The following is a 22,139-nucleotide window of genomic DNA, read 5'->3' on the forward strand; positions in this document are numbered from 1 at the left end:
CTTCCTTTTGATGAAATAAAGCAACATGATAGTGCTGTTACATCTCTTGCTTTTATTCCAAATGAAAAAATATTAATTAGCGGTAGCAAAGACAAAACTATTAAATTTTGGAAACAGAGATAGTATTATTTTCCGACTGTTACAGTCAGTTTATCCAACTCTAAAATTTCATTCTTAAATTGTTCCAATAATTGAAAAAATAAATCACAAGCTAATTTTTCATCTTCTACTTGAGACAAAATAATACTTTCCCAACCTTCAGTAGAATTAATTTGATATTTTCCTTGTATCCATTTCTGAAATTGAGCAAATTGTTTTTCTTGTTGTGTTAGTTGTAACCCTAACTCACCTCTGGACATACTGTAACCCATCAATAACATTTTTAGCCGAGTTATAGATACTTTTCCTAAATACATTCCTGGGCGTTGTTTAATTCTGGTTAATAACTCATAAAGATATTCTTGACTATTTTTATTACCATTAGTGATAGTTACATCTAGCATAATTTTCTCCTGAATATTGATTAAAAGTTTTCTTCAATGACTACTAGCTCTTGTCCTAAATGAATCTTACCAAAAAATTGAAAATTAGCTAACCATTCTACCTTTGCTATTCCTTGAGGATGATGATTGTCAAAAACAATTTCTATCCCATCTATTATAACCATAACTCCTTCATGATATCCTGTTTCTGAAATGGCATCACCTCCAATACTATCATCATAAAGAAAACAATTACGATAATCTAAATCAGCTTGTGTATTAATTGTAATTAGTTTGCCTTGGATTCCTACCAATTGTAAATAGTTTTTTATAGCTAAAGCACATTGAATACATTGTAAATTAGTATAAGTATCAGCGATTTCTGCTAAATCTTGTCTTTGTTTTAGTGTTAAATACTTCATTCATTTTTAAATTTACTACTTAATTTCTCCTTTTGCCAATCTATCCCCCCTTACCCTGTCCCTAAAAACTATTGACAAACTTCCCGTAGTGTGTTTATGAAATTGGGATAAGAAATAGCTGCGGCTTCAGCGCGATGAATGGTAGTTGTACCAGAGGCGTTGAGGGCTGCGATCGCTAAACTCATAGCAATGCGATGATCTGTATGGCTATCCACTTCCGTACCTACCAAGGGAGTACCGCCGATTATTTCCATTCCGTCGGGTAATTCGGTGATTTTTGCACCCATTTTATTGAGTTGTTGCGCCATTACAGTAATGCGATCGCTCTCTTTGACTCTTAACTCCTCCGCATCCCGAATAATTGTTGTCCCCTTAGCAAAAGTCGCTGCAACTGCCAAAATGGGAATTTCATCAATTAATCTGGGAATAATATCACCGGCGATAGTACAGCTTTTTAAACCACCGGAACGGACACGAATATCAGCCACCGGTTCTCCCGCAACTTCCCGCTGGTTTTCTAGTTGAATATCTGCCCCCATGAGTTCCAATGCTTCTAAAATCCCCGTGCGGGTAGGATTGACACCGACATTTTCGACTACCAAATCTGAACCGGGAACGATCGCCCCAGCCACTAACCAAAAAGCCGCTGAACTGATGTCACCAGGGACAATTACGGTTTGTCCATAGAGTTTCGCCCCACCTGTGATCGTGACGCTGTTTGTGTCTGGATCTATACTCAATTCTGCACCGTAAGCCCTTAACATTCGTTCACTGTGATCCCGTGATAAAGCGGGTTCGGTGACGGTAGTTTGTCCTTCGGTGTTTAAACCCGCGAGGAGGATACAGGATTTAACCTGAGCCGAAGCGATGGGAGAATGATAATGAATCGGTTGCAGGGCTTGTCCTTGAATGGCTAGAGGGGCTAAGGTGTTACCCTTGCGTCCCCAAATTTGCGCTCCCATTTGTTGCAGCGGTTTGACGACACGGGACATGGGACGCGATCGCAAAGAACTATCACCTGTTACCGTGAAAAATCGCCCTGGATGGGATGCTAATAAGCCCAACATCAACCTCATCGTTGTCCCAGAATTACCAGCATCTAAGACATCTATAGGTTCTTGAAAATTGCCCAAACCGATGCCTTTAACTTTGACCAATTCTGTATTTAATTCCGAAATTTCCGCCCCTAACGCCCGAAAACAAGCAGCAGTGCTACGGGGATCTTCTCCTAACAGCAATCCTTGAATCTGAGTTTCACCGTCAGCGATCGCCCCTAACATTAAAGCGCGATGGGAAATAGATTTATCTCCAGGAACTCGGATACGTCCCTGTAAAGATAATCCAGCCGGAGGACGCTGAATAATTAAGTGATCAGAAGAGTTTGCTTGAGTTTCTAAGGTAATAACAATAGCCGACATTAGGATACAATGACTTTTGAATAGAATAGCAGCGAAACAGCGACTTGATTGTCACTATCCACTGGCAATTTAGTATCCTACCGCTTTTTGGTCACTATAATATTTCTCAAGATAGGAAATAGGTGACAGGTAATACCATAGGGAGTTGTTTCGTTACTATGAAACTTATTAGCTGTTTTTTTAACCATAAATGTCAGCGGTAAAGGTATTATTATTTATAGATAAATTAACATTTTTATATCTCACGCGAAGGCGCGAAGGCGCAAAGGAAGAAAGGAATACATAAGTAGATGAGAATTGCTGTAAATAAACGATCATAATCTAAAATTTTATTCTTCATTCTTATCCCTCACGCTCTCATGCTAACTCACCACCGCAAACCCGTATGTTTATCAATGATTTCTACCGACTTACCAATTTGGTCTGTGGTGGAAACTGCCGGAACTTTGTATCAAAGGGATACAGATAAATTTCATTTAGTGTTAACTGCACCACCTTTGATTAGTTGTGAAGTAGGAAATTATTTACATCCAGAAGATACTCTTTCTCAACCTAAAAATAATTTTTTTCCTCCTAGTAGTCCGAGAGTATTATGGTTGGAAATTTCTCCTCATCGGGTAATTATGACGATGCAAGGTAATGGACAAGTCAGTTATCGTCACTTGTGGGAGTTAGGTGTATATGGCATTAGTCGTTTTTGGTTGCCTGATGAATCATTACAACGACATGAACCCATTCGTTTACGCAATTTTACCAAAAGTTTTATAATTAGCGGACACCCTTTTCCCAATCATCTGCGTTTAGAGTACGAACTGTGGGCAGGAAAATTACAGTTAGGGCGTTATATTCTCAATTTGGAAGTTCAGAATTGAAGGGAATAGGGAGTAGGGGAGCAGAGGTGCAGAGGTGCAGGGGAGCAGGGGAGTAGGGGAGAAAAAAATTCTTTTGCAACTGACAACTGACAACTGACAACTGACAACTCACCATTAATAAGTCGGTTCGTTCCCTGGTTTCCATTTGATATTACAACCCACACTTGGCAGTTGTTCACTTGTTACAGGTTGGTTATCTAAGACTGCGGTAATAGCTGTTCTTAAATCTTTACCTGTTACAGGTTTATTATTGCTAGGACGACTATCATCTAATTGTCCACGATAAACGAGTTGGCGATCGCTATCAAAAAGAAAGAAATCCGGTGTACAAGCTGCTGTATAAGCTTTGGCTATTTCTTGGGTTTCGTCGTAACAAAAGGGAAAATCAAATCCCATTTCTATGACCATTTCTTTTAATGATTCCGGTGCATCATTGGGGTAATTTTCAGCATCATTAGCACTAATAGCCAGAATCCCTAAATCACTGTTGCTATAATCTTGGTCTAATCTGGTTAATTCTTGTTGAATGTGCTTGACAAATGGACAATGACGACAAATAAACATAATTAGTAATGCTTTTTTATCAACAAAATTATCCAGAGAAATTGTTTTTCCAGATACTACTTCTGGTAGATGAAAATCTGGGGCTTTTGTGCCTAGAGGCAACATTGTTGAAGCTGTTAAAACCATAATTTATTTAATGCTTTGATTATGCTTATTTATAATTGTATGATCATTTACACTATAAAAAACATATATATATAATACAGCAGTTACTAGGTAGGCAAGAACATCTTCTGAGAATAAAACTCTTGTCTATACCCTTTTCCCTGCTATAATAACTGACTTGCTAATTGAAAAGATTTAAATAAATGATCACTTGGTGTTCCCTGTTAATGAAACAGTGGGGTAGGATGACAAAGTTCCTATCTCTGTTCTGTCTATGTCTATTATTGGCTGTTAGTTGTACTCCTAAGCAACAAACTAATACACCAGGAGCAGGTGTTGCGAATACGTCTGCGGGTGATGGTCGAATTACCATAGGAACAACAGCAAAACCAAGAACTCTTGACCCTGCTGATGCGTATGAATTAGCATCCTTGGGTTTAGTATTTAATATGAGCGATCGCTTGTACAATTATGAACCTGGTAACACAGAAATTAAACCACAATTAGCGACAGCATTACCTAAAGTCAGCGCAGATGGTTTAACCTATACTATTCCTATTCGACAAGGAGTAGTATTTCACGATGAAACTCCCTTCAATGCTAAAGCCATGGAGTTTAGTATTCAGCGTTTTATCGAAAACAAAGGTAAACCATCTTTCCTGCTTTCTGATACCATAGCTTCAGTTAAAGCGACAGGAGAATATGAGTTAACAATTAAACTCAAAAAACCCTTTGCAGCTTTTCCTTCATTATTAGCATTTTCGGGAGTATGTGCAGTTTCTCCAACAGCTTATGAAATTGGGGCTGGGAAATTCAAACCTAACATCTTTGTAGGAACTGGTGCTTACAAATTAGCCAGCTATGGAACTGATTCTTTGAGATTTGATGTATTTGATAAATATTGGGGGACAAAACCAGAAAATAAAGGTGTGAATGTGCAGATTCAAACCAGTCCAGTCAATTTATTTAATGCCTTTAAAACTGGTGCTGTAGATGTTGCTTATCTATCATTACAACCAGATCAAATTCGCAGTTTAGAAGCAAGTGCTAAAAAAGGAGATTGGCAAGCAATTACCGCACAAGGTAGTGTAGTTAGTTATATGGTGTTAAATCGTAATCAGAAACCTTTAGATCAAGTAGAAGTAAGAAGTGCGATCGCCTCATTAATTGATCGGCCATTATTAAATGATCGGGTATTATTTTCTCAAGCTGATCCTCTTTACAGCATGATTCCCACAACCTTCAATGTTTCCCAACCATTATTTAAAGATAAATATGGTGATGGTAAATTTGAACAAGCGAAAACAGCCTTAATTGCGGCTGGTTTTTCTAAAGAAAATCCTGCTAAAGTGCAAATTTGGTATCCTGCAAGTTCACCCACTCGCAGTTTAGCAGCACAAACCCTAAAATCCCTGGCTGATACTAAAATGGATGGCATTTTAGAACTGGAAGTTAAAACTGTAGAAGGTGCTACCTTTTTTAAAGAAATTTCTAAAGGTTTATATCCAGCCGCTTTACTGGATTGGTATCCAGACTTTTTAGATCCAGATAACTATGTTCAGCCATTTTTAGCTTGTGAAAAAGGTTCAGTTACCACCGGTTGCCAAGATGGAGGCAGTCAAACTCAGGGTTCATTCTATTATAGTGAAGCTATGAATAAACTCATAGATCAACAACGTAAAGAACAAAATCCCGAAGCCAGAAAAAAATATTTGCAGACATTCAAACTCAAGTTTTAACTGATGTTCCCTACATACCTTTATGGCAAAACAAAGATTATGTCTTTGCTCAAAAAGGTGTAAATAACGTCAACCTAGATCCTACCCAAAACCTGATTTATAAAAACATTAAAAAGTAAAAAATAGGTAACACTTGACAAATGACAATTAAGAAGAAATAGGCAGAAAATTGTCTTTCTTCTTCCAAACTCCTGTAGGGGCGAAGCATTAGGACGATAAATCATCGGTTTTTCCCCAGTAGGGGCGAAGCATTCGGGCGATTAATTATCGGTTTTTTCCCAAGTTTATTTTCCGAATGCTTCGCCCTTACACCGAATGCTGATGCTTCCAGCCCCCGTTAGGGATACGCCCTTACACCGAATGCTGATGCTTCCAGCCTCCGCCAGGGATACGCCCTTACTTCCAGATCCCATCAGGGATACACCCCTACAACTCCTACCTCCTGACTCCTCCTTCATAAATATGTCCCGTTCAAAAGCTTTACAGTATTACATTGTTTCCCGGTTACTTTTTGCACCATTGCAACTGTTAACTATTATCACCATTGTTTTTTTATTACTAAGAGCAACACCAGGAGATCCCGCAGATGCAATCCTGGGAGGACGCGCACCAGAAAGTGCCAAAGAAGAATTAAGAAAACAGCTTGGTTTAGATTTACCTATTTGGTTACAATACCTCAATTATTTAGGTAATTTACTCCGCTTTGATTTGGGAACTTCCTTAACAAGTCGCGGACAAAATGTAGGTGAAATAATTAGTCAATATTTTCCAGCAACAGTAGAATTAGCATTTGCTAGTATGGCTGTGGCACTGATTGTTGGCGTTTTAGTGGGTACTATTTCTGCATCTCGTCCGGGAACTGCTTTTGATATTGGTGGGCGTTTATTCGGGATTATTACCTATGCACTACCCATGTTTTGGGCAGGTATGTTATTACAATTAATTTTCTCAGTGCAATTAGGTTGGTTTCCCAATTCTAATCGGTTTCCTCCTAATCTTCCCGCACCGGCAAATATTACTGGTTTATATACAATTGATAGTTTATTAAGTGGTAATTTCAGTCATTTTCTAACGGCTTTACATCATCTAGCTTTACCAAGTTTAACTTTAGGAATTTTGCTGAGTGGCATTTTTGAGCGCATTGTCAGAGTTAATTTAAAACAAACTTTAAAAGCTGATTATGTAGAAGCGGCAAGAGCGCGAGGAATTTCTGAAAATAAGATATTAGTCTCTCATGCCTTAAAGAATGCCTTAATCCCTGTAATTACGGTCTTAGGGTTAACATTTGCTTCCTTGTTAGGTGGTGCGATTTTAACTGAAGTAACATTTTCCTGGCCTGGGTTAGCAAATCGTTTATATCAAGCCATTTCTGACCGAGATTATCCCACAGTGCAGGGAGTATTAGTATTTTTTGGAGCGATCGTTGTGACTGCGAGTATTTTGATTGATATTCTCAATGCTTATATAGATCCGAGAATTAGATATTAGAAAACAAACTTTGAAAACTTAATATTCAATTCCCGCAATTTCACCTCTACGCATAATCATGATACCCATAAAAATCTTCATTACAAGTATCAACAAATTCTGTTAAACTGCTTTCTGTTTCGTAATAAGAACGCATAATTTCCGCAGCAGTAGTTAAGCTAAGTTTTTTAGAATTTTGCATTTCTTCACGCATGAGTTTTAATGCAAATTCAATCATTTCTAGTCTTTCGACATTAGGCATTTTTTTGATAGCTTCTAAAATTTGCGGGTTAATCATAATTTTGTCACTTGTTACTAGCTTCTATTTTAATGTAGGATATATTGACACTGCAACCTACGAAGGTTGGGTAGAACGAAGTGAAACCCAACACCACCCACAGATATATTATAATTAATGTTGGGTTTCCTTGCGTCAACCCAACCTACGTAATTGTTTATTCTTCAATTAATTTATATAGCGTCTTAAAGAAAAAAGGAATATGATTTTCAACAATACAATCTTGTTTTGAATAAAACTTACCAATTTCTAAAGATAATTGTTCTCTAAATTTATGTTCTAAATGAGTCCAATTATCATCTGGTAAAATTTGCTTCCAATATTCTTTAGATTTAACAAGCATTAATACAGCATTTATTAACTTATTTTTATAATGTAAATTTTGATTATTTTCATACTCTTCTTGCCAAGAATATTGAAATTTATCTATTTCCATATCATCAAAATTAGAAAGGTGACTGATTCTCTTAATTACCCTTGACCAATGAATTTGTAAATCAGCATCATTAGTCATATCATTAACCATATCTAAATAAATATTTTCTAAATTAACAGGAATTTCTTTATATAAAGGAGAAATAATATATTGATTATCAAAAACTTCTTGAATATCAGGTTTTAAAAAGTAAGCTTCCTTATGAATTAAACCAGTAATCCATATACGATGATGGTTTAGATGATTCTCATTTATCTTTGTTTCATTATAAATGCTATAGAAAATATCATCAGTGTTATTGAAATTGTAATTGCAATCTTCTTTTATTTCAGCAAACTGAACATCCAAATCTACAATAGCAAAAAGTTTATCAGGAGTTAAGAATGATTGACTATTATCAGCATTATGTAAATCTAAAAGCCCAAAAAATGTATTTAAAACATCATTTCTATCTCCACAATTAAAAAAAACTGGTTTATATTCCTTCCACCATGTTGGTACACAAGCATTATAAAAATTAGCATCTGGCATTTGTTCCATTTGCTTATATAATTGCGGTGAGCGTCTACCTTCTACTTTTGGTGGAATAAGACCTTCGCAGAGAATGACAATTTTATTTTTAATTCTGCTATCTTGAATAATCTTTAAACAATGTTCTTTTAGTTCCTGCTCATTAAAACTCATATTCTTGATTAGGTTGATTATTGAATAGTTCTTGCTTGTAATTTTGGGTCTAATTCCTTAACATGAGCAGGTGTAACTGCATTACATAATTCATAGGAATGAGTTGCAAGAATATATTGATTAGTCGCACCCCATTCTTCCAAATCTCTAACTATTTGATATTGCCAATCTGGATGAAAAGATATTTCTAATTCATCCATTAATACAATAGCATCTTCTATTTTATTATATTTTAACCACATATATATACATAATCTTTTTAATTCTCCATGACTTAAATCTTCTGGATAAAGTTCTGTATCATCACCATCAATTTTAAAATTAATTCCAGATAAATCAGGTTGTACATTAATTTTTTTGTTACTCAAAAGATTGTTGAGTTCATCTAATAGTTTGACATAATTATTACCATAATTACCTCCTTTTTCTACAGCTTGTTTAAAATCATCATCCCGTGTTTTCTTGAAGGCTTCAATTAAAATATCTATTGATAGGAAGTCATAAGTAAAAAATCCAGGTAATTTAGAATTAGCTGTTTTAATTTGTTGATAATAGTTAGTTTGATTGTTTGCTTGAGTTTTAAATAGTGACTTTCTGTTATCTGGTTGTAGAAATAGGAATATTTGTGAAATATGGGCAGTTAGAAACATTTTATTTGATAAGTCAGTTAAAAATGGTTCAATTTCAACTATATCTATATCATTGGTCTGACAAACTAATCTTTCTCCAAAGTTAAAAGACCTAGTATTCAAATTAGTAATATCCAAATTAGTAATATCCAATAGATTATGCTTTTTCAAAATATTCGCAGGTGGAATAGGTCTACTCAATTTAAGTTCATTATCTTCCGTAACCTCATTATCTTTTGGAATGAAAGACTCATTGCAAACAAAAAAATCAAGTTTTACAGTTTTACTACCATCCCAAATATCAATGATAGCTAATGTCCTCTTTCCAGATTCATCATTCACCTCAAAACCATGTAGTAAATTCTGTATAAACTCCAATCTATCAGGATTACCAGCACAATGTAACAGCACAAAAATCAATTGTAATAATGTACTTTTACCACCACCATTTTGACTCCCAAAGGGAAAAATACGCGGAGTAAATTCCTTTTCAAAAGTAATATCTACATTTTTTAAAGCCCGAAAATCAGGTACTTGGATTCTTTGTAAGTGCATAAATCAATATAGTAGTTTAACTTTACAAGTATACCACACCCATTATACTCCCTTCCCAGTGAAATATTACTTATCTTATCTTCTTCTTTCTTCCTTCGTGTTCTTCGTCCCTTCGTGCTTCATTTACTCTTATTCCAGCAATAAAAGTGGGTTACACAATCGCTAACCCACCCTAAATCTTACTTTGCGCCTTTGCTCCTTAGTGTCTTTGCGCGAAACAAAAACTATCCCAAAACGAAATTCACCAACTTACCAGGAACAACAATTACCTTCTTAATTTCCTTCCCTTCAATATAACGTTGTGCAACCTCAGACTCACGCGCATATTTTTCCAACTCCGCTTTATCAGCTTGCGAAGGAACTTGAATAGAACCGCGAGTTTTACCCATAATTTGAATTACCAAAGTAATTTCATCAGCTATCAAAGCCGCAGGATCAAAACTTGGCCAAGTTTGGGTATGCACAGAATTTTTATTCCCCAATAATTGCCATAATTCATCACCAATATGAGGCGCAAAAGGCGCTAACATAATCACCAAAGTTAGAATACCTTCCGCATAAATTGGTGAATTATTGCATTTAGCATCAGTCAACGCATTACTTAACTTCATCAATTCCGAAATCGCGGTATTGAATTGATATTCATCTCCAACATCTTCTGTAATTGCTTGAATTGCAATATGAATTGCGCGACGCAAATCTTTTTCCGCTTTACTTAATTTATCAACTTCCGCTTTTTGCTTACAAACTCCCGCAGCAGCATAATCAGTAACCAACCGCCAAACGCGATTTAAAAAGCGGAATTGTCCCTCAACATCAGCCTCATCCCATTCCAAATCTTTTTCAGGAGGGGCTTTAAATAAAATGAACATTCGCGCCGTATCTATGCCATATTTATTAATCACATCTTCCGGGGCAACACCATTTCCTTTTGATTTGGACATGGTAGCATAGAGACGTTGTAAAGGTTCTCCAGTTTGTGGATCTACAGGATTATTAGCATCAACTAAATTTGAAGGAATCCATTTATCCTTACCACCTTTATTCGGGTTCATGTAAGTTAAACCTTGCACCATGCCCTGAGTTAATAGCTTTTGAAATGGTTCATCAAAGTTAAATAAACCTCTATCTCTCAATACCTTAGTGAAGAACCGCGAATACAACAAATGTAAAATTGCGTGTTCAATTCCCCCCACATATTGATCTACAGGCATCCAATCATTTACTTTATGGGAATCAAAAATCTTTTCTTCATTCTTCGCATCAGGATAACGCAAGAAATACCATGAAGAATCAATAAAAGTATCCATCGTATCGGTTTCCCGTTTCGCAGGAGTACCGCAAGTTGGACAAGGCACATTTACCCAACTTTCCAATTGTGCTAAAGGTGAACCACCACGGCCACTTAATTCAATTTCTTCTGGTAATTGTACAGGTAAATCTGCATCTGGTACAGGCACAATTCCACAATTAGGACAATGAATAACAGGGATAGGTGCGCCCCAATAACGTTGTCGAGAAATCAACCAATCTCTAAGGCGATATTGTACTCTTAATTTACCAAAGTTTTGTTTTTCTGCAAATTCGATAATGGCTTTTTTCGCATCTACAGAATTCATGCCATTGAAGTCACCGGAATTAACTAAAATTCCTGCTTCTGTATAAGCTGATTTTAAAGTTTCCTCTGCACCAACTTCTGGGACAATTACAACTTTAATAGCTAAATTCTGTTCTTTGGCAAATTTGAAATCTCGCACATCATGGGCAGGTACACCCATCACCGCACCTGTACCATATTCATAGAGTACATAATCTGCAATCCATACGGGTACTTCTTCGCCGGTGAAGGGGTTAATAACTTGACCACCTGTAGGAATACCGCGTTTTGGTTTATCTTCCGCAGTTCGTTCTAACTCGCTTTGGTTAGAAACTTCCTTAATAAAGGCTTCTACTGCTGCTTTTTGTTCTGAAGTGGTGACAACTTGAGTTAAGGGGTGTTCTGGGGCTAATACGACGTAGCTAACACCATAAATAGTGTCGGGACGAGTGGTATAAACGCCGATTTTTTCTTCTGATCCGACAATGGGAAATTCTAAATATGCACCTGTGGATTTTCCAATCCAGTTGGCTTGCATTAATTTTACCCGTTCCGGCCAACCTGTGAGTTTATCCAAGTCATTTAATAATTCTTCGGCGTAGTCGGTAATTTTGAAAAACCATTGACGTAGTAATTTACGTTCTACTATTGCTCCACTGCGCCAAGAACGTCCTTCGTTATCTACTTGTTCATTTGCTAATACAGTTTGGTCTATAGGGTCCCAATTAACTGCGGCTTCTCGTTGATAGGCTAAACCGGCTTGTAAAAATTGCAGAAAAATCCACTGTGTCCATTTGTAATAATCTGGGGAACAGGTAGCAACTTCACATTCCCAATCTAAGGATAAACCCAGACGTTGTAATTGTTGTCGCATCTGGGCAATATTTTGATATGTCCATTTAGCAGGGGGTACACCTCTATCAATGGCGGCGTTTTCTGCGGGTAGTCCAAAAGCATCCCAGCCCATTGGATGTAATACCCGATACCCTTGCATTCGTTTGAGGCGGGCAATTACATCTGTAATTGTATAATTCCGGACGTGACCCATGTGCAAGCTACCGGATGGGTAAGGGAACATGGAAAGCGCGTAGAATTTTGGCTTATTTTGATCTTGAGGTGTTTTATCTAAGCCAAGTTCTGACCATGTTTTTTGCCATTTTTCCTCAATTGCGGCTGGCTGGTATAATGTTTTTTGGGGGGACTCCACAACTCAAACTCCTAATGCTGTTAGCGATCGCTCTTCGCTATTGTGCCACATCTATAGTACATCTCAAGCCATTTAGCCTCATTGGGTTTGTTGTTGTATTTTATATTTCAAAACTGTAGTCTGTGCCTTTTTATTAACAGAAATAAATTCCGTATCTGCTATGATACGGAGATGCCGCACAATTTTTTTAAGGCGTTGCTGAGTGAAAGTATGAATTAGTCTCACGCAAAGGCGCAAAGGCGCAAAGATTAAGAGTTACAGAAATGGAATTTTTGATTTTCATACCTCGATATGGCTATCAGCAATGCTTGTTTTAATTGATAAAGTGCGGAAATGTTAGCAGCAGCATCAATATTTTTGAGGCACGATAAATGTTTAAATTACCAGCTAATCTACCTACGTTACCTGAAATTATTGATGATCTACCAAATATTTGCGGTTGGGAAAATGAAGTGTTGACTGTAGTTAACCACAATGAGCCTATTTTTTTACCAACTACTAATCTTAAATTAGCAGATATTAATGCAGTATTTGCGATCGCTCTACATATGCACCAACCCACTATTCCAGCGGGAAATAATGGTTCATTGATCAGCAATTTACAATATATGTTTGCACATCAGCAAGAAGGAGATAATCACAATGCTGCCCCTTTTGCTAATTGTTATAGTCGCATGGGAGATTTTATTCCTGAATTAGTTGCACAAGGTTGTAATCCTCGTGTGATGTTGGATTATTCTGGTAATCTTTTATGGGGACTGGGACAAATGGGCAGAAGTGATATTATAAATAATCTCAAACGGATCACTTGCGATCGCACTTACCAGCCTTATGTAGAATGGTTGGGGAGTATGTGGAGTCATGCTGTCATTCCTTCCACGCCTATAGCAGATATTAAACTACACATTATCGCTTGGCAACATTATTTTGCAGCAATTTTTGGTTGGGAAGCATTAGCAAGAGTGAAAGGATTTTCTCCTCCAGAAATGCACTTACCAAACCATCCAGATATCCTATTTGCATTTATTAAAGCCTTGAAAGAATGTGGTTATCGTTGGTTATTGGTACAAGAACATACTGTAGAAACAATTAATGGTCAGCCTTTACATTATAAACATTTACCACATCGGTTAATAGCTCGCAATTCCCAAGGAGAAGAAATTAGTATTACTGCATTGATAAAAACCCAAGGTTCAGATACTAAATTAGTCGCCCAAATGCAGCCATACTATGAAGCAAAAACTTTATCTAAACAAAAATTAGGTGATGTTGTTGTACCTCCCATAGTTAGTCAAATAGGTGATGGTGAAAACGGTGGTGTGATGATGAATGAATTTCCCAGCGGTTTTAAACAAGCTTGGGAGAATATGGTGCAAAATGGAGGAGGTAAAACTGGTGTTGTTGGTGTTTGCGGTACAGAATATTTAGAATTATTAGCAGCAGCAGGTTGTCAACCGGAACATTTTCCTACCTGTCAAGCAATTGGACAACATCAAATTTGGGCGCAAATTACCGAAGATAATTATCAACCAGATGCTGTAGAAAATGCTATTCAAGAATTGAAAAAAAATCAACCCAATTTTCATATTGATGGGGCATCATGGACTAATCATATTAGTTGGGTGCAAGGATACGAAAATGTTTTATCTCCCATGTATCAATTAAGCAATTTATTTCATCATAAATTTGACGATTTATTATCTAATCAAGAAGGTGTAAATCTGACTCAAAACAGTCAATATCGCCAACTGTTATTACATAATCTCTTATTACAAACTAGCTGTTTTCGTTATTGGGGACAAGGTACTTGGACAGAATATGCTCAGGAAATTTACCGACGTGGAGAAAAATTACTTTAATTAGGGCGAAGCATTCGGAAAAGAAACATAGGAAAAAACCGATAATTAATCGCCCGAATGCTGATGCTTCCAGCACGCTTCGCGAACGCCCCTACAGGAATTCATAAAGAAGAAAGAAGAAAGAAGAACATTTTCCTCTTCTCCTCCCAATTACCAATTACCAATTACCAATTACCAATTACCAATTACCAATTACCAATTACCAATCACCAATTACCAATCACCAATCACCAATTGTCAATTGTCAATTGTCAATTGTCAATTGTTATTATGTTCCTGCACGAAAACGAAGATGATCTGGTATATGATGGCGATCGCCTAATGTTTCTAATAAGGGACCATTTACGTCAAATTTAACCATACTTACCGATGCAACTAAAATATTTACCCGATAACGGTAGCGTCCCAAATCAATTCCCAGTAAACTGCAAAGCATAATCCGAATTGTGGCTTTATGGGAAACGACTAAAACATTACCTTGGGGATGTTTTTCTTGAATTTCCGCAATTACAGGCATAGAACGGTTAGCAATATCTACCGCAGTTTCTCCACCTAGTGGTGCATTCCAAGCGGGTTCTGTCAACCATTTTACATAGTTTTCTGAGTAATTTTCCTGAGCAAACGATTTACTCTTAGCTTCCCATTCACCATAACTACCTTCTCTAAGTCCTTCCCGCAACTGCATTTCCATACCAATAGCATCACAAAATGGTTTAGCAGTTGCAACTGTGCGTTTCATTGGACTAGCATAAACCGCTTCCCACTGCAATTTTTTATAAACATCGGCAAAACTAGATGCCATTTGCATTCCTTCTTTTGTCAATTCTGCATCAGTTTTACCGCAGAAATTACCAGTTTGACTAAAAGTTGTTTCGCCATGTCGCAGTAAATATAAATTCAGTGTCATAGCTGGAGATGGGGATAAAAGAGGTTGTGCAAAAATAAATTACCATCAATTTCAAATTGAGTATGTGAAACCAGGACAAAGTAATTGGCCAAAAAGGTCAATTCCCTCACAACAATTGACAATTGAATGGGCGCAGGCCCTGCGCCCCTACCTCCTACGATATAGTTGCAAAAGCTGGACGATATTCAATCCACGGATTAGCGGCTTCTAATTGCGCTGCTAGGCTAATGAGAGTAGATTCAGCCGCCGGTTTACCAATTAATTGCACGCTGAGGGGTAAACCATTGCTATCAAAACCAACAGGAAGGGCGATCGCTGGTAATCCAGTCGCATTTGCTACAGGACAAGGGGAAACCCAATGCACAATCTTGGCAAATGTTTCTTCTGGACTCAAATCAGCCCAAGCACCTACGGGAATTGGGGAATGGAGATAAACTGGTAATACTAAGACATCTACAGTATCAAAAAAGGCGATAATTTGCCGTGACACGATCTGCATTTGGGCTAGTGCTTGCAGATATTCAGCCACAGAACCACTTTTTGCTAATAACCAGCGGTTTAAAGGTTGTAATGCTTCCGAGGGAATTCCTGCTGCTGCTACTCCAGCTTGCCAGACAATTTTAAATGGTTCAATTAAATTACTCAAATCTGGGGATTTTTCGGTAATTTGGTGGCCAAACTGTGCTAGTAACTGAATAGTTTTGATTACCCCTTGTTGACAGTTAGCGTCTGCTTCTCCAAAAGGAAAGATATTTGTACTAAAAGCAATATTCAGATTTTCTAATTTGACTTGAGTTGATGCGAGAAATGACGGTTGTGGATCTGGTAGCCAATAAGGATCACCTGTGAAATAGCCAGAGATGACATCTAACATAGCCGCTGCATCAGCCACAGTGCGGGCAATTGGACCATTAACAGCGATGCCCCCCAAGCGATCGCCTACAGGTGCTTTAGTGACTCTTCCTCGCGCTGGTTTGATCCCTACTAATCCACAACAAGCCGCAGGTCCACGAATTGAACCACCTCCATCTGAACCTTGAGCGATCGCACTTAATCCCGCCGCTACAGATGATGCTGCACCACCACTAGAACCACCAGGAGTATATTCTAAATTCCAAGGGTTTCTCGCAGGCGTAAATCCCACAGGTTCAGTGTAAGGAAAAGAACCTAATTCCGGAGTTGCAGTTTTACCAAGAATAATAAACCCAGCTTGTTTAATTCGCGTTACTACCCCATCATCATAATTAGGGATATTATTTAATAATGCCGGATTTCCATAAGTACAAGTCACACCTGCGACAACATTGAGGTCTTTAATCGAAATTGGGACACCAAAAAATGGCGGTAACTCTGAAGTCGTCGTCAGCAATTCTGTTTTAGCGATCGCATCTGTAACAGCTAAATCTGCTGTGACTGTAAAATAGCTTCCTAATTGGGGATTTAAGCGTTCAATTCGTTCTAAATATACTTCTACTAACTCTAGAGGTGAAACTTCCCGAACCCGGATTAATTTTGCTAACTCTAAAGCTGGGGTAAATGCTAAATCAATTTTATTCATAGATAGAAATTTTCAAATCGGATTTGTTACTTTTAATGTTAGACATTGACGAAAAATTTTCATAGGAGAAGGTATGATGCAAGGTAATTTCTGGATTTCCAAAAAATCACTGCCACTGTTATTAACTCTGAGTTTTTCTACTTGTTCTTTTCTCCCTATCTTACCATCAAATGCCGAAAATATCCCCTTACCTTCGGATGCACCTTTAGAGTTATATTTACTAAACCGACCAAAAGATAATATCATCACAGCTAAAACTATTCATCCCGAAAAGTTAACAGTTCCTAGTTTATGGTGGGCTAAGGAAAATTCAGAAAACAAACTTTTATCTAATTGGATAGCTTACCCAAAATCAGAAACAGAATCACCACGAGTAGATTTAATTGTCAATCAGCAAATTTGGAGTTTACTAGACTATTTAGAAAGATATGTTTTTGTCAATCAATTAGGTAATTTAGCCAGCAATTCCGGTTACAACATCCGAGTTTTTAGTTATCAAAGAGAAATTTTAGCAACTTACACCTGTAATTTTGCGAAAAGTCCTTTTTTATGTAGGATTCAAATGAATAATCAAAACAAAGCCGGGTTACGTTATTCTTTATAAAATCACGATTTTTTCATCTTGATAAATAAGGCTTCATACTTTTGCATGACTTCAGGCGGTAAGGGTAATATAAATTCACTTTTGGCGAAAACTTCCGAATTAGTTAATAATAAGTTCTGTACCGGCTTGGGGATATCTCCAGGAACAATATTATTATCAACAGGGGAATTGCTTTTAGTTAACGAAACAATTTTTTTAGCTGTATTGGGTTGCAAAGAAAAATCTAGCCATTGATATGGCAAATTATCATTAACAACACCTTGAGGACTTACCCATAAATCAGCCCAAATTGCTGTTCCTGATTGGGGAACAACTGCGGTCAATCTTTGATAACGACTAATGACGGGCATAATATCATTTGACCAACCTACAGCTAACCAAGTATCTCCAGTAATTAAGGGTTCTAGATATTTTGTAGAATCATAAAATTTCACTTGTTTATTTAATTTTTGTAATTCTGTTTCCAGTTCAGAGATTTGGTTAATATTTTCTGTATTATAAGATTTTCCTAATTTCTTTAAAACCAAACCAATCACTTCTCGAGGATGATTCAGTAAAGAGATCCGATTTTGCAATTCACTCCGCCATAAATCACTCCAATCTGTGGGAAACCAACCTAACTGTTTAAACTTTTCTTGATTATAAATAATTACTGTATTTCCCCACCGATAAGGAATACCCCAAATTTTACCTTGGGGATTAATCTGGCCTGTTTCATCTCGTTTAACGAGTTGTTGCCAATTTTCATTTAAATTAGATAAATTTTTGATCTTTGCTGTTTCCAGCGGTTGAATGAGTTTTTGGGTAATTGCTGCTTGTAACCAATAATCTCCCAATGTCACTAAATTTGCTGGAGATGATTTTTGATTTTGATTGAATGGTAAAAAACGAGTCCATTCTTGCTGACTATTAGTTTGCGGTTTTTGCCAAGTTTGTAAGAGTTTAAATAAATCCTGAATTTGATTAACAGGGGTGAATTTTAACTTTTCTCCTGACTGTAGAGTTTTCTGAAATTGATTAACTACCTGACTAGGGATAGAACCTTTTAATAGCTGTACACTCAGAGATGGTTGCTGTTTTGTTCCGCAGCCAGTTATGACTTGAGAAAGTGCTAACGTACTTGTACCTAATAAAAAAGATCGTCGATCCATTGATTTTGAAATTTAGTGAACATAGCAATCCTAAATCATTTTTAGCGAAAATAGAGATTTACGTATTTTTCAAATACAGGTGAGAACTTACGCAAAATATCTCTTAAACCCTCTTTTCTTAGTGTCCTATCTCTTCGAGACGCTCCGCGAACGTCCCTTCGTGGTTCGTTTCTTCTTGATATGTCTTCGACACGCTTTACGAACGTTCTTTCGTGACTTCTGCGTAATTCCTACAGGTATAACTACAAATTATAAGTCTAGCTTAACTTATGAATAATATTGATTTATATCTATAACTGAAAATTTAACAACAATCGCGGGAGCAAAAAATTCATAAAAAGTTAAATAATCCAGAAGTATAGCTAAGATAGTCAGTAAAGTGAATAACATAGAGTAAATATTTTTCGATGCAGGTATTAAATGGAATCATTAGAAAAACAAATCCTCACATTAAGCCAGAAAGTTGAAGCTATCTATCAAGTAATTGAAAGGCTGGATATGAGGCTATCAGAAGCTTTATCAGATTCATCTTTAGAGAAATTACCAGTCAGAGAAAACTATCTAGAAACCAAACAGAGCCAAGTATATGATTTAACGGAGCAAATAAATATCAATGCCGTAATGGAGCATAAAGATATCCTCATGGATGGTATTGTTTATCCAGAAATAAATTATCAAGTTAGAGATAGACAAATAACGCCAGAAATCCAAATTCAACGCCTAACAACTCAATTAACTGCCGCATATCATCGGATTGCTGCATTAGAAGAACAATTACTCAGACAGAGAGTTAATTAGGGCTTGCTGCTAAGTTGTTCTAGTTGAGCTTCAATAACTGCCAAAAGTTGATTTTGCTGCCAATTTTGACTTAAAGAGGCAGCAATACAAGCTGCTCCTGCACCAACACCTTCCTTGACAAAACCCTGTTCATAAGCTCGAAGTTGGGGATATCGAGAATTAGCAAAACTCAATTGTGTCCCTAACAGAGGAGGAAGATTATTTTTGCCGAGATTCAGGGCTAAATCAACCGTCGCTCCGGTAGGATCTTCAGCTACCCAACGAGTTGTACCAATGACAATTTCTGCGGGTTGCCAAGATAAAGAATAAGTGTGAGCGATCGCTTGAATTAAAGCATAAACTGCTAACATTTGCGTACCTCCACCTAATAATACCCCACAACGCCGACTAGCAGCGATCGCCATTCCTGCTACTACAACCTGCATGGGATCACCTACTGCGGCCACAAGTTCTAAAGGATTGACTGACGGGGGCATTTGTGCCAACCCAGCTTGCACCAAATCCCATTTTTGCTGATGATTACAGACAGGATGACTACTGTTAACTTTACCGACAGCATCAATCCCCAAACCTGTTAAAACTGCCAAAGCCGTTGTTGTGCCACCGACAACGCACTCGCTTAAAATTAAATATCCATGTGAACTGATTTGAGAACTTAATTGATCACCCCAAAGCAATCCTTGTTCTAATAAATGTTTAACCGTATTTATATCCATTGCCGCCCCCAGACTTAAACACCTAGCCGGCGCACCACCCAAATCAATTAATGGTACAGGTGGAGTCTTTACCAAACCCGCATTAAACAAATAAACAGGGATGTTGAGATTCGCCACCACAGACCGAGAAATCAGCACCGGAGAAGCCCCTGAAGTCAAAGGGGGAAGAGAATACTGAAATTGATGTTTAGCACCATAATATAAATATTCCCCATCAGCACAAGCCGTATATTGGCGATCTTCTGGAGTCAAACCAGCCGCAGAAATACCAGGAATTAAACCAGTTTCTGTAAATCCTAAAATACAAGCAAATATTGGTAAACTACCCCGATAGCGGTTTAACCATGCTTCCCCCTGGGGAACTTGGGTGTAAATATTAATCATAATCCATCAACACTTGCACCCAACGAGGTGGTCGGGGAATGGAATTTCCTAATCGATCCAAAAGTAACCAAGCAGTCAGATGAACTATAAACAAATAAATAAAATTATTAATAACAATCAGAGCGATCGCTCCTAGTTGAATTAATAACATATTGGGAGTAGTCAACAATTCCAACTTCAAGAAAAACCATTCAATAATTTCCGTTACCTGGTTAATCACATAAACCCATAAGTCTTCACTCGATAACACAGACAAAAACCACAGTCTAAAAAATACCCCCAGAGTGCCTAACAACGTCCCTAAAGATATAGAAACAATCCAGGAGACGCGGCGATACCAAGTTGCCCCTAACAGCACACCCATCAAGCCAAAGGGCATGATAAATAACAAACTGCGAACAGGTCCCATTAACACAGCCAACAGCAACCCAGAAGTCACCGCTGCCATCCAAGCTGCACGTTTACCCCAACGCAAATATACCAAAGCGATGGGGATAGGAAAAAATACCCGCAATACCGGACCCAAAGGAAAATAAAAGTTGATAAACCAAATCAAACTAGCCGTACTGGCTAAAAACGCCGTTTCCACCAGCCTCAAGGTACTCTCAATTTTCAGAGGTTGAGACTGTAATTGAGTTTGAGGAGAAGATTCAGGAGATGGATCTTTCTCTGGTTCTTCTGGTAGGGAATCAACAATACTCATGCAAGACCACTAAGTAGGTGAGTGTTAAAAATTGTCGTGGGGATAAGGCAGGGGGCAGGGCGCAGGGCGCAGGGGGAAAGAGTTTCAGCTTGCTTTGCTTTTCTTCACATACCTTTAAATTTTTGGTGTTGCTGATTAAGAGTATGATTTTGTTTCACGCAGAGGCGCAGAGAGTACGAGTTTGAAATCATTGATTTTTCAATTTCATACCCTAATATGGCTATCGCCACGCAGGCTATCAGCAATGCCAAATTTTTTTGTTCACCTACTTAAATTAAACTATGGTTTTTTCCAAAGCAGACCAATCGGGAATACAAATTCTATCTTGATCCTTCACAATCAAACCTTTTTTTTCTAGTCTTGTCAGCACTCTTGTCACAGTTTCCCGTGCCAGTCCACTTAAACTGCTTAATTCCCGATGAGGTAAATTAGGGATTTCTGTTCCCGTATTACCTTGTTTACCTTGTCCCTCAGCCAAAAATAGCAATGTATCCGCTACCCGTGATTGACTATCTGATTCTCGCAGCCGTAATCTTCTATTAACTTGTCGCAACCTTCTAGCCATTAACTGTGCCAATCTCAGCCCCGCTAATGGTTCTGTTTGCAGCAAATTCACAAAATCTTGAGCAGGCATACTCGCAATCATCGTCGGAGTCAGAGTAATGACATCAGTAGAACGGGGAACTTCATCTAGTGCGGCCATTTCCCCAAATAATTCCCCTTTGCCAATAATATTCAGCGTTACTTCTTTCCCATCTAAATTGTATGTACGGATTTTTACCCATCCATCTACAATAAAATACACTGAACCACCCCAGTCATTTTCTAGTAAAATTACTTGATTGGCTGGGTGAGTGCGCGTAACAAGATGAACAAGAGCTTTTTCCACACCTGATTCTGGCAACCCTTGAAAAAAGGGAGATGAAACCATCCATGTGTGAGCCGTATTGTTTGTATTATATCGTTCTTCCATTAGGACATCTT

Annotated in this window: 20 protein-coding genes and 1 pseudogene; 7 read left to right on the forward strand and 14 right to left on the reverse strand. The window is 37.6% G+C overall.

The genetic code is table 11. The features are described 5' to 3' along the window. Positions 1–15 precede the first annotated feature (15 nt). Positions 16–123 (forward strand): WD40 repeat domain-containing protein, encoded by a 108-nt coding sequence (locus FJR38_RS29385; protein ID WP_371418251.1) that lies wholly within the window; start codon positions 16–18, stop codon positions 121–123. Between the two features lie 2 nt (positions 124–125). On the opposite strand, the gene FJR38_RS18785 is transcribed toward FJR38_RS29385, so the two are convergent. The 3 genes from FJR38_RS18785 to aroA all read right to left on the reverse strand — a co-directional run bounded on the left by FJR38_RS18785 (position 126) and on the right by aroA (position 2,322). Continuing rightward, a complete protein-coding gene (locus FJR38_RS18785) occupies positions 126–503 on the reverse strand; it encodes a hypothetical protein (RefSeq protein WP_168491012.1) in 378 nt (125 codons plus the stop codon). Positions 504–523: 20 nt separating this feature from the next. Beyond that, on the reverse strand, positions 524–904 hold the full coding sequence (locus FJR38_RS18790; RefSeq protein WP_168491010.1) for a papain fold toxin domain-containing protein: 381 nt from the start codon (positions 902–904) through the stop codon (positions 524–526). A 68-nt stretch (positions 905–972) separates the two neighbouring features. Then, positions 973–2,322 (reverse strand): 3-phosphoshikimate 1-carboxyvinyltransferase, encoded by a 1,350-nt coding sequence (gene aroA, locus FJR38_RS18795; protein ID WP_168491008.1) that lies wholly within the window; start codon positions 2,320–2,322, stop codon positions 973–975. 359 nt (positions 2,323–2,681) lie between these two features. Between aroA and FJR38_RS18800 the strand changes: the two genes are divergently transcribed. Then, on the forward strand, positions 2,682–3,194 hold the full coding sequence (locus FJR38_RS18800; RefSeq protein ID WP_168538734.1) for a hypothetical protein: 513 nt from the start codon (positions 2,682–2,684) through the stop codon (positions 3,192–3,194). Positions 3,195–3,308: 114 nt separating this feature from the next. On the opposite strand, the gene FJR38_RS18805 is transcribed toward FJR38_RS18800, so the two are convergent. Beyond that, on the reverse strand, positions 3,309–3,884 hold the full coding sequence (locus FJR38_RS18805; protein WP_168538736.1) for a thioredoxin family protein: 576 nt from the start codon (positions 3,882–3,884) through the stop codon (positions 3,309–3,311). A gap of 206 nt (positions 3,885–4,090) precedes the next feature. Between FJR38_RS18805 and FJR38_RS18810 the strand changes: the two are divergent. Both FJR38_RS18810 and FJR38_RS18815 read left to right on the forward strand, forming a co-directional pair. Then, positions 4,091–5,721 (forward strand): annotated as a pseudogene (locus tag FJR38_RS18810) (ABC transporter substrate-binding protein). 343 nt (positions 5,722–6,064) lie between these two features. Continuing rightward, the gene (locus FJR38_RS18815; RefSeq protein WP_168491001.1) at positions 6,065–7,090 is read left to right on the forward strand and encodes an ABC transporter permease; all 1,026 of its coding nucleotides are present in this window, start codon (positions 6,065–6,067) and stop codon (positions 7,088–7,090) included. A 46-nt stretch (positions 7,091–7,136) separates the two neighbouring features. Here FJR38_RS18815 and FJR38_RS18820 read toward each other — a convergent pair whose 3' ends face one another. The 4 genes from FJR38_RS18820 to leuS all read right to left on the reverse strand — a co-directional run bounded on the left by FJR38_RS18820 (position 7,137) and on the right by leuS (position 12,475). Beyond that, positions 7,137–7,367 (reverse strand): hypothetical protein, encoded by a 231-nt coding sequence (locus FJR38_RS18820; RefSeq protein WP_168490999.1) that lies wholly within the window; start codon positions 7,365–7,367, stop codon positions 7,137–7,139. Positions 7,368–7,524: 157 nt separating this feature from the next. Continuing rightward, on the reverse strand, positions 7,525–8,487 hold the full coding sequence (locus tag FJR38_RS18825; protein ID WP_168538737.1) for a hypothetical protein: 963 nt from the start codon (positions 8,485–8,487) through the stop codon (positions 7,525–7,527). A 17-nt stretch (positions 8,488–8,504) separates the two neighbouring features. Further along, on the reverse strand, positions 8,505–9,671 hold the full coding sequence (locus FJR38_RS18830; protein ID WP_168538738.1) for an AAA family ATPase: 1,167 nt from the start codon (positions 9,669–9,671) through the stop codon (positions 8,505–8,507). A gap of 224 nt (positions 9,672–9,895) precedes the next feature. Further along, a complete protein-coding gene (leuS, locus tag FJR38_RS18835) occupies positions 9,896–12,475 on the reverse strand; it encodes a leucine--tRNA ligase (protein WP_168538739.1) in 2,580 nt (859 codons plus the stop codon). Positions 12,476–12,846: 371 nt separating this feature from the next. Here leuS and FJR38_RS18840 point away from each other — a divergent pair, with 371 nt between their 5' ends. Further along, positions 12,847–14,334 carry a glycosyl hydrolase family 57 gene (locus FJR38_RS18840; RefSeq protein WP_168538741.1) on the forward strand — a complete coding sequence of 496 codons (1,488 nt, stop codon included), beginning with the start codon at positions 12,847–12,849 and terminating at the stop codon, positions 14,332–14,334. 268 nt (positions 14,335–14,602) lie between these two features. On the opposite strand, the gene FJR38_RS18850 is transcribed toward FJR38_RS18840, so the two are convergent. Further along, entirely contained in the window at positions 14,603–15,241 is a 639-nt protein-coding gene (locus FJR38_RS18850) for a histidine phosphatase family protein (RefSeq protein ID WP_168490991.1), read from the reverse strand. A 154-nt stretch (positions 15,242–15,395) separates the two neighbouring features. Then, positions 15,396–16,799, reverse strand: a complete 1,404-nt coding sequence (locus FJR38_RS18855; protein ID WP_168538743.1) for an amidase — start codon at positions 16,797–16,799, stop codon at positions 15,396–15,398. Between the two features lie 73 nt (positions 16,800–16,872). Here FJR38_RS18855 and FJR38_RS18860 point away from each other — a divergent pair, with 73 nt between their 5' ends. Further along, positions 16,873–17,403, forward strand: a complete 531-nt coding sequence (locus FJR38_RS18860) for a hypothetical protein (RefSeq protein WP_168538745.1) — start codon at positions 16,873–16,875, stop codon at positions 17,401–17,403. A 2-nt stretch (positions 17,404–17,405) separates the two neighbouring features. Here the strand turns inward: FJR38_RS18860 and FJR38_RS18865 are convergent, their stop codons facing one another. After that, on the reverse strand, positions 17,406–18,554 hold the full coding sequence (locus tag FJR38_RS18865; RefSeq protein ID WP_168538747.1) for an extracellular solute-binding protein: 1,149 nt from the start codon (positions 18,552–18,554) through the stop codon (positions 17,406–17,408). A gap of 420 nt (positions 18,555–18,974) precedes the next feature. Between FJR38_RS18865 and FJR38_RS18870 the strand changes: the two genes are divergently transcribed. After that, complete coding sequence (locus FJR38_RS18870) at positions 18,975–19,352, forward strand: hypothetical protein (protein WP_168490984.1); 378 nt, start codon at positions 18,975–18,977, stop codon at positions 19,350–19,352. On the opposite strand, the gene cobT is transcribed toward FJR38_RS18870, so the two are convergent. From cobT to FJR38_RS18885, 3 genes are all read right to left on the reverse strand, one after another. Next, on the reverse strand, positions 19,349–20,452 hold the full coding sequence (gene cobT / locus FJR38_RS18875; protein ID WP_168538749.1) for a nicotinate mononucleotide-dependent phosphoribosyltransferase CobT: 1,104 nt from the start codon (positions 20,450–20,452) through the stop codon (positions 19,349–19,351). The two genes, FJR38_RS18870 and cobT, sit on opposite strands and share 4 nt — an antisense overlap. Then, positions 20,445–21,155: a DUF2232 domain-containing protein gene (locus FJR38_RS18880; protein WP_168538751.1), complete on the reverse strand. Its 711-nt coding sequence runs from the start codon at positions 21,153–21,155 to the stop codon at positions 20,445–20,447. Before FJR38_RS18880 ends, cobT begins: the two co-directional genes overlap by 8 nt. Positions 21,156–21,429: 274 nt before the next feature. After that, complete coding sequence (locus FJR38_RS18885) at positions 21,430–22,128, reverse strand: Crp/Fnr family transcriptional regulator (protein WP_168490978.1); 699 nt, start codon at positions 22,126–22,128, stop codon at positions 21,430–21,432. Between the last annotated feature and the right edge of the window lie 11 nt (positions 22,129–22,139).

The organism is Anabaena sp. UHCC 0253 (assembly GCF_009712085.1).
Taxonomy (GTDB): domain Bacteria; phylum Cyanobacteriota; class Cyanobacteriia; order Cyanobacteriales; family Nostocaceae; genus Dolichospermum.

Coding starts and splice junctions, on each gene's coding strand:
- FJR38_RS18880 (WP_168538751.1), bottom strand. CDS start 21,155: ATGAGTATTGTTGATTCCCTACCAGAAGAACCAGAGAAAGATCCATCT.
- FJR38_RS18855 (WP_168538743.1), bottom strand. CDS start 16,799: ATGAATAAAATTGATTTAGCATTTACCCCAGCTTTAGAGTTAGCAAAA.
- FJR38_RS18860 (WP_168538745.1), top strand. CDS start 16,873: ATGATGCAAGGTAATTTCTGGATTTCCAAAAAATCACTGCCACTGTTA.
- FJR38_RS18825 (WP_168538737.1), bottom strand. CDS start 8,487: ATGAGTTTTAATGAGCAGGAACTAAAAGAACATTGTTTAAAGATTATT.
- FJR38_RS18815 (WP_168491001.1), top strand. CDS start 6,065: ATGTCCCGTTCAAAAGCTTTACAGTATTACATTGTTTCCCGGTTACTT.
- FJR38_RS18850 (WP_168490991.1), bottom strand. CDS start 15,241: ATGACACTGAATTTATATTTACTGCGACATGGCGAAACAACTTTTAGT.
- FJR38_RS18785 (WP_168491012.1), bottom strand. CDS start 503: ATGCTAGATGTAACTATCACTAATGGTAATAAAAATAGTCAAGAATAT.
- aroA (WP_168491008.1), bottom strand. CDS start 2,322: ATGTCGGCTATTGTTATTACCTTAGAAACTCAAGCAAACTCTTCTGAT.
- FJR38_RS18865 (WP_168538747.1), bottom strand. CDS start 18,554: ATGGATCGACGATCTTTTTTATTAGGTACAAGTACGTTAGCACTTTCT.
- FJR38_RS18840 (WP_168538741.1), top strand. CDS start 12,847: ATGTTTAAATTACCAGCTAATCTACCTACGTTACCTGAAATTATTGAT.
- FJR38_RS18885 (WP_168490978.1), bottom strand. CDS start 22,128: ATGGAAGAACGATATAATACAAACAATACGGCTCACACATGGATGGTT.
- FJR38_RS18870 (WP_168490984.1), top strand. CDS start 18,975: ATGGAATCATTAGAAAAACAAATCCTCACATTAAGCCAGAAAGTTGAA.
- cobT (WP_168538749.1), bottom strand. CDS start 20,452: ATGATTAATATTTACACCCAAGTTCCCCAGGGGGAAGCATGGTTAAAC.
- FJR38_RS18820 (WP_168490999.1), bottom strand. CDS start 7,367: ATGATTAACCCGCAAATTTTAGAAGCTATCAAAAAAATGCCTAATGTC.
- FJR38_RS18805 (WP_168538736.1), bottom strand. CDS start 3,884: ATGGTTTTAACAGCTTCAACAATGTTGCCTCTAGGCACAAAAGCCCCA.
- FJR38_RS18830 (WP_168538738.1), bottom strand. CDS start 9,671: ATGCACTTACAAAGAATCCAAGTACCTGATTTTCGGGCTTTAAAAAAT.
- FJR38_RS18800 (WP_168538734.1), top strand. CDS start 2,682: ATGCTAACTCACCACCGCAAACCCGTATGTTTATCAATGATTTCTACC.
- FJR38_RS18790 (WP_168491010.1), bottom strand. CDS start 904: ATGAAGTATTTAACACTAAAACAAAGACAAGATTTAGCAGAAATCGCT.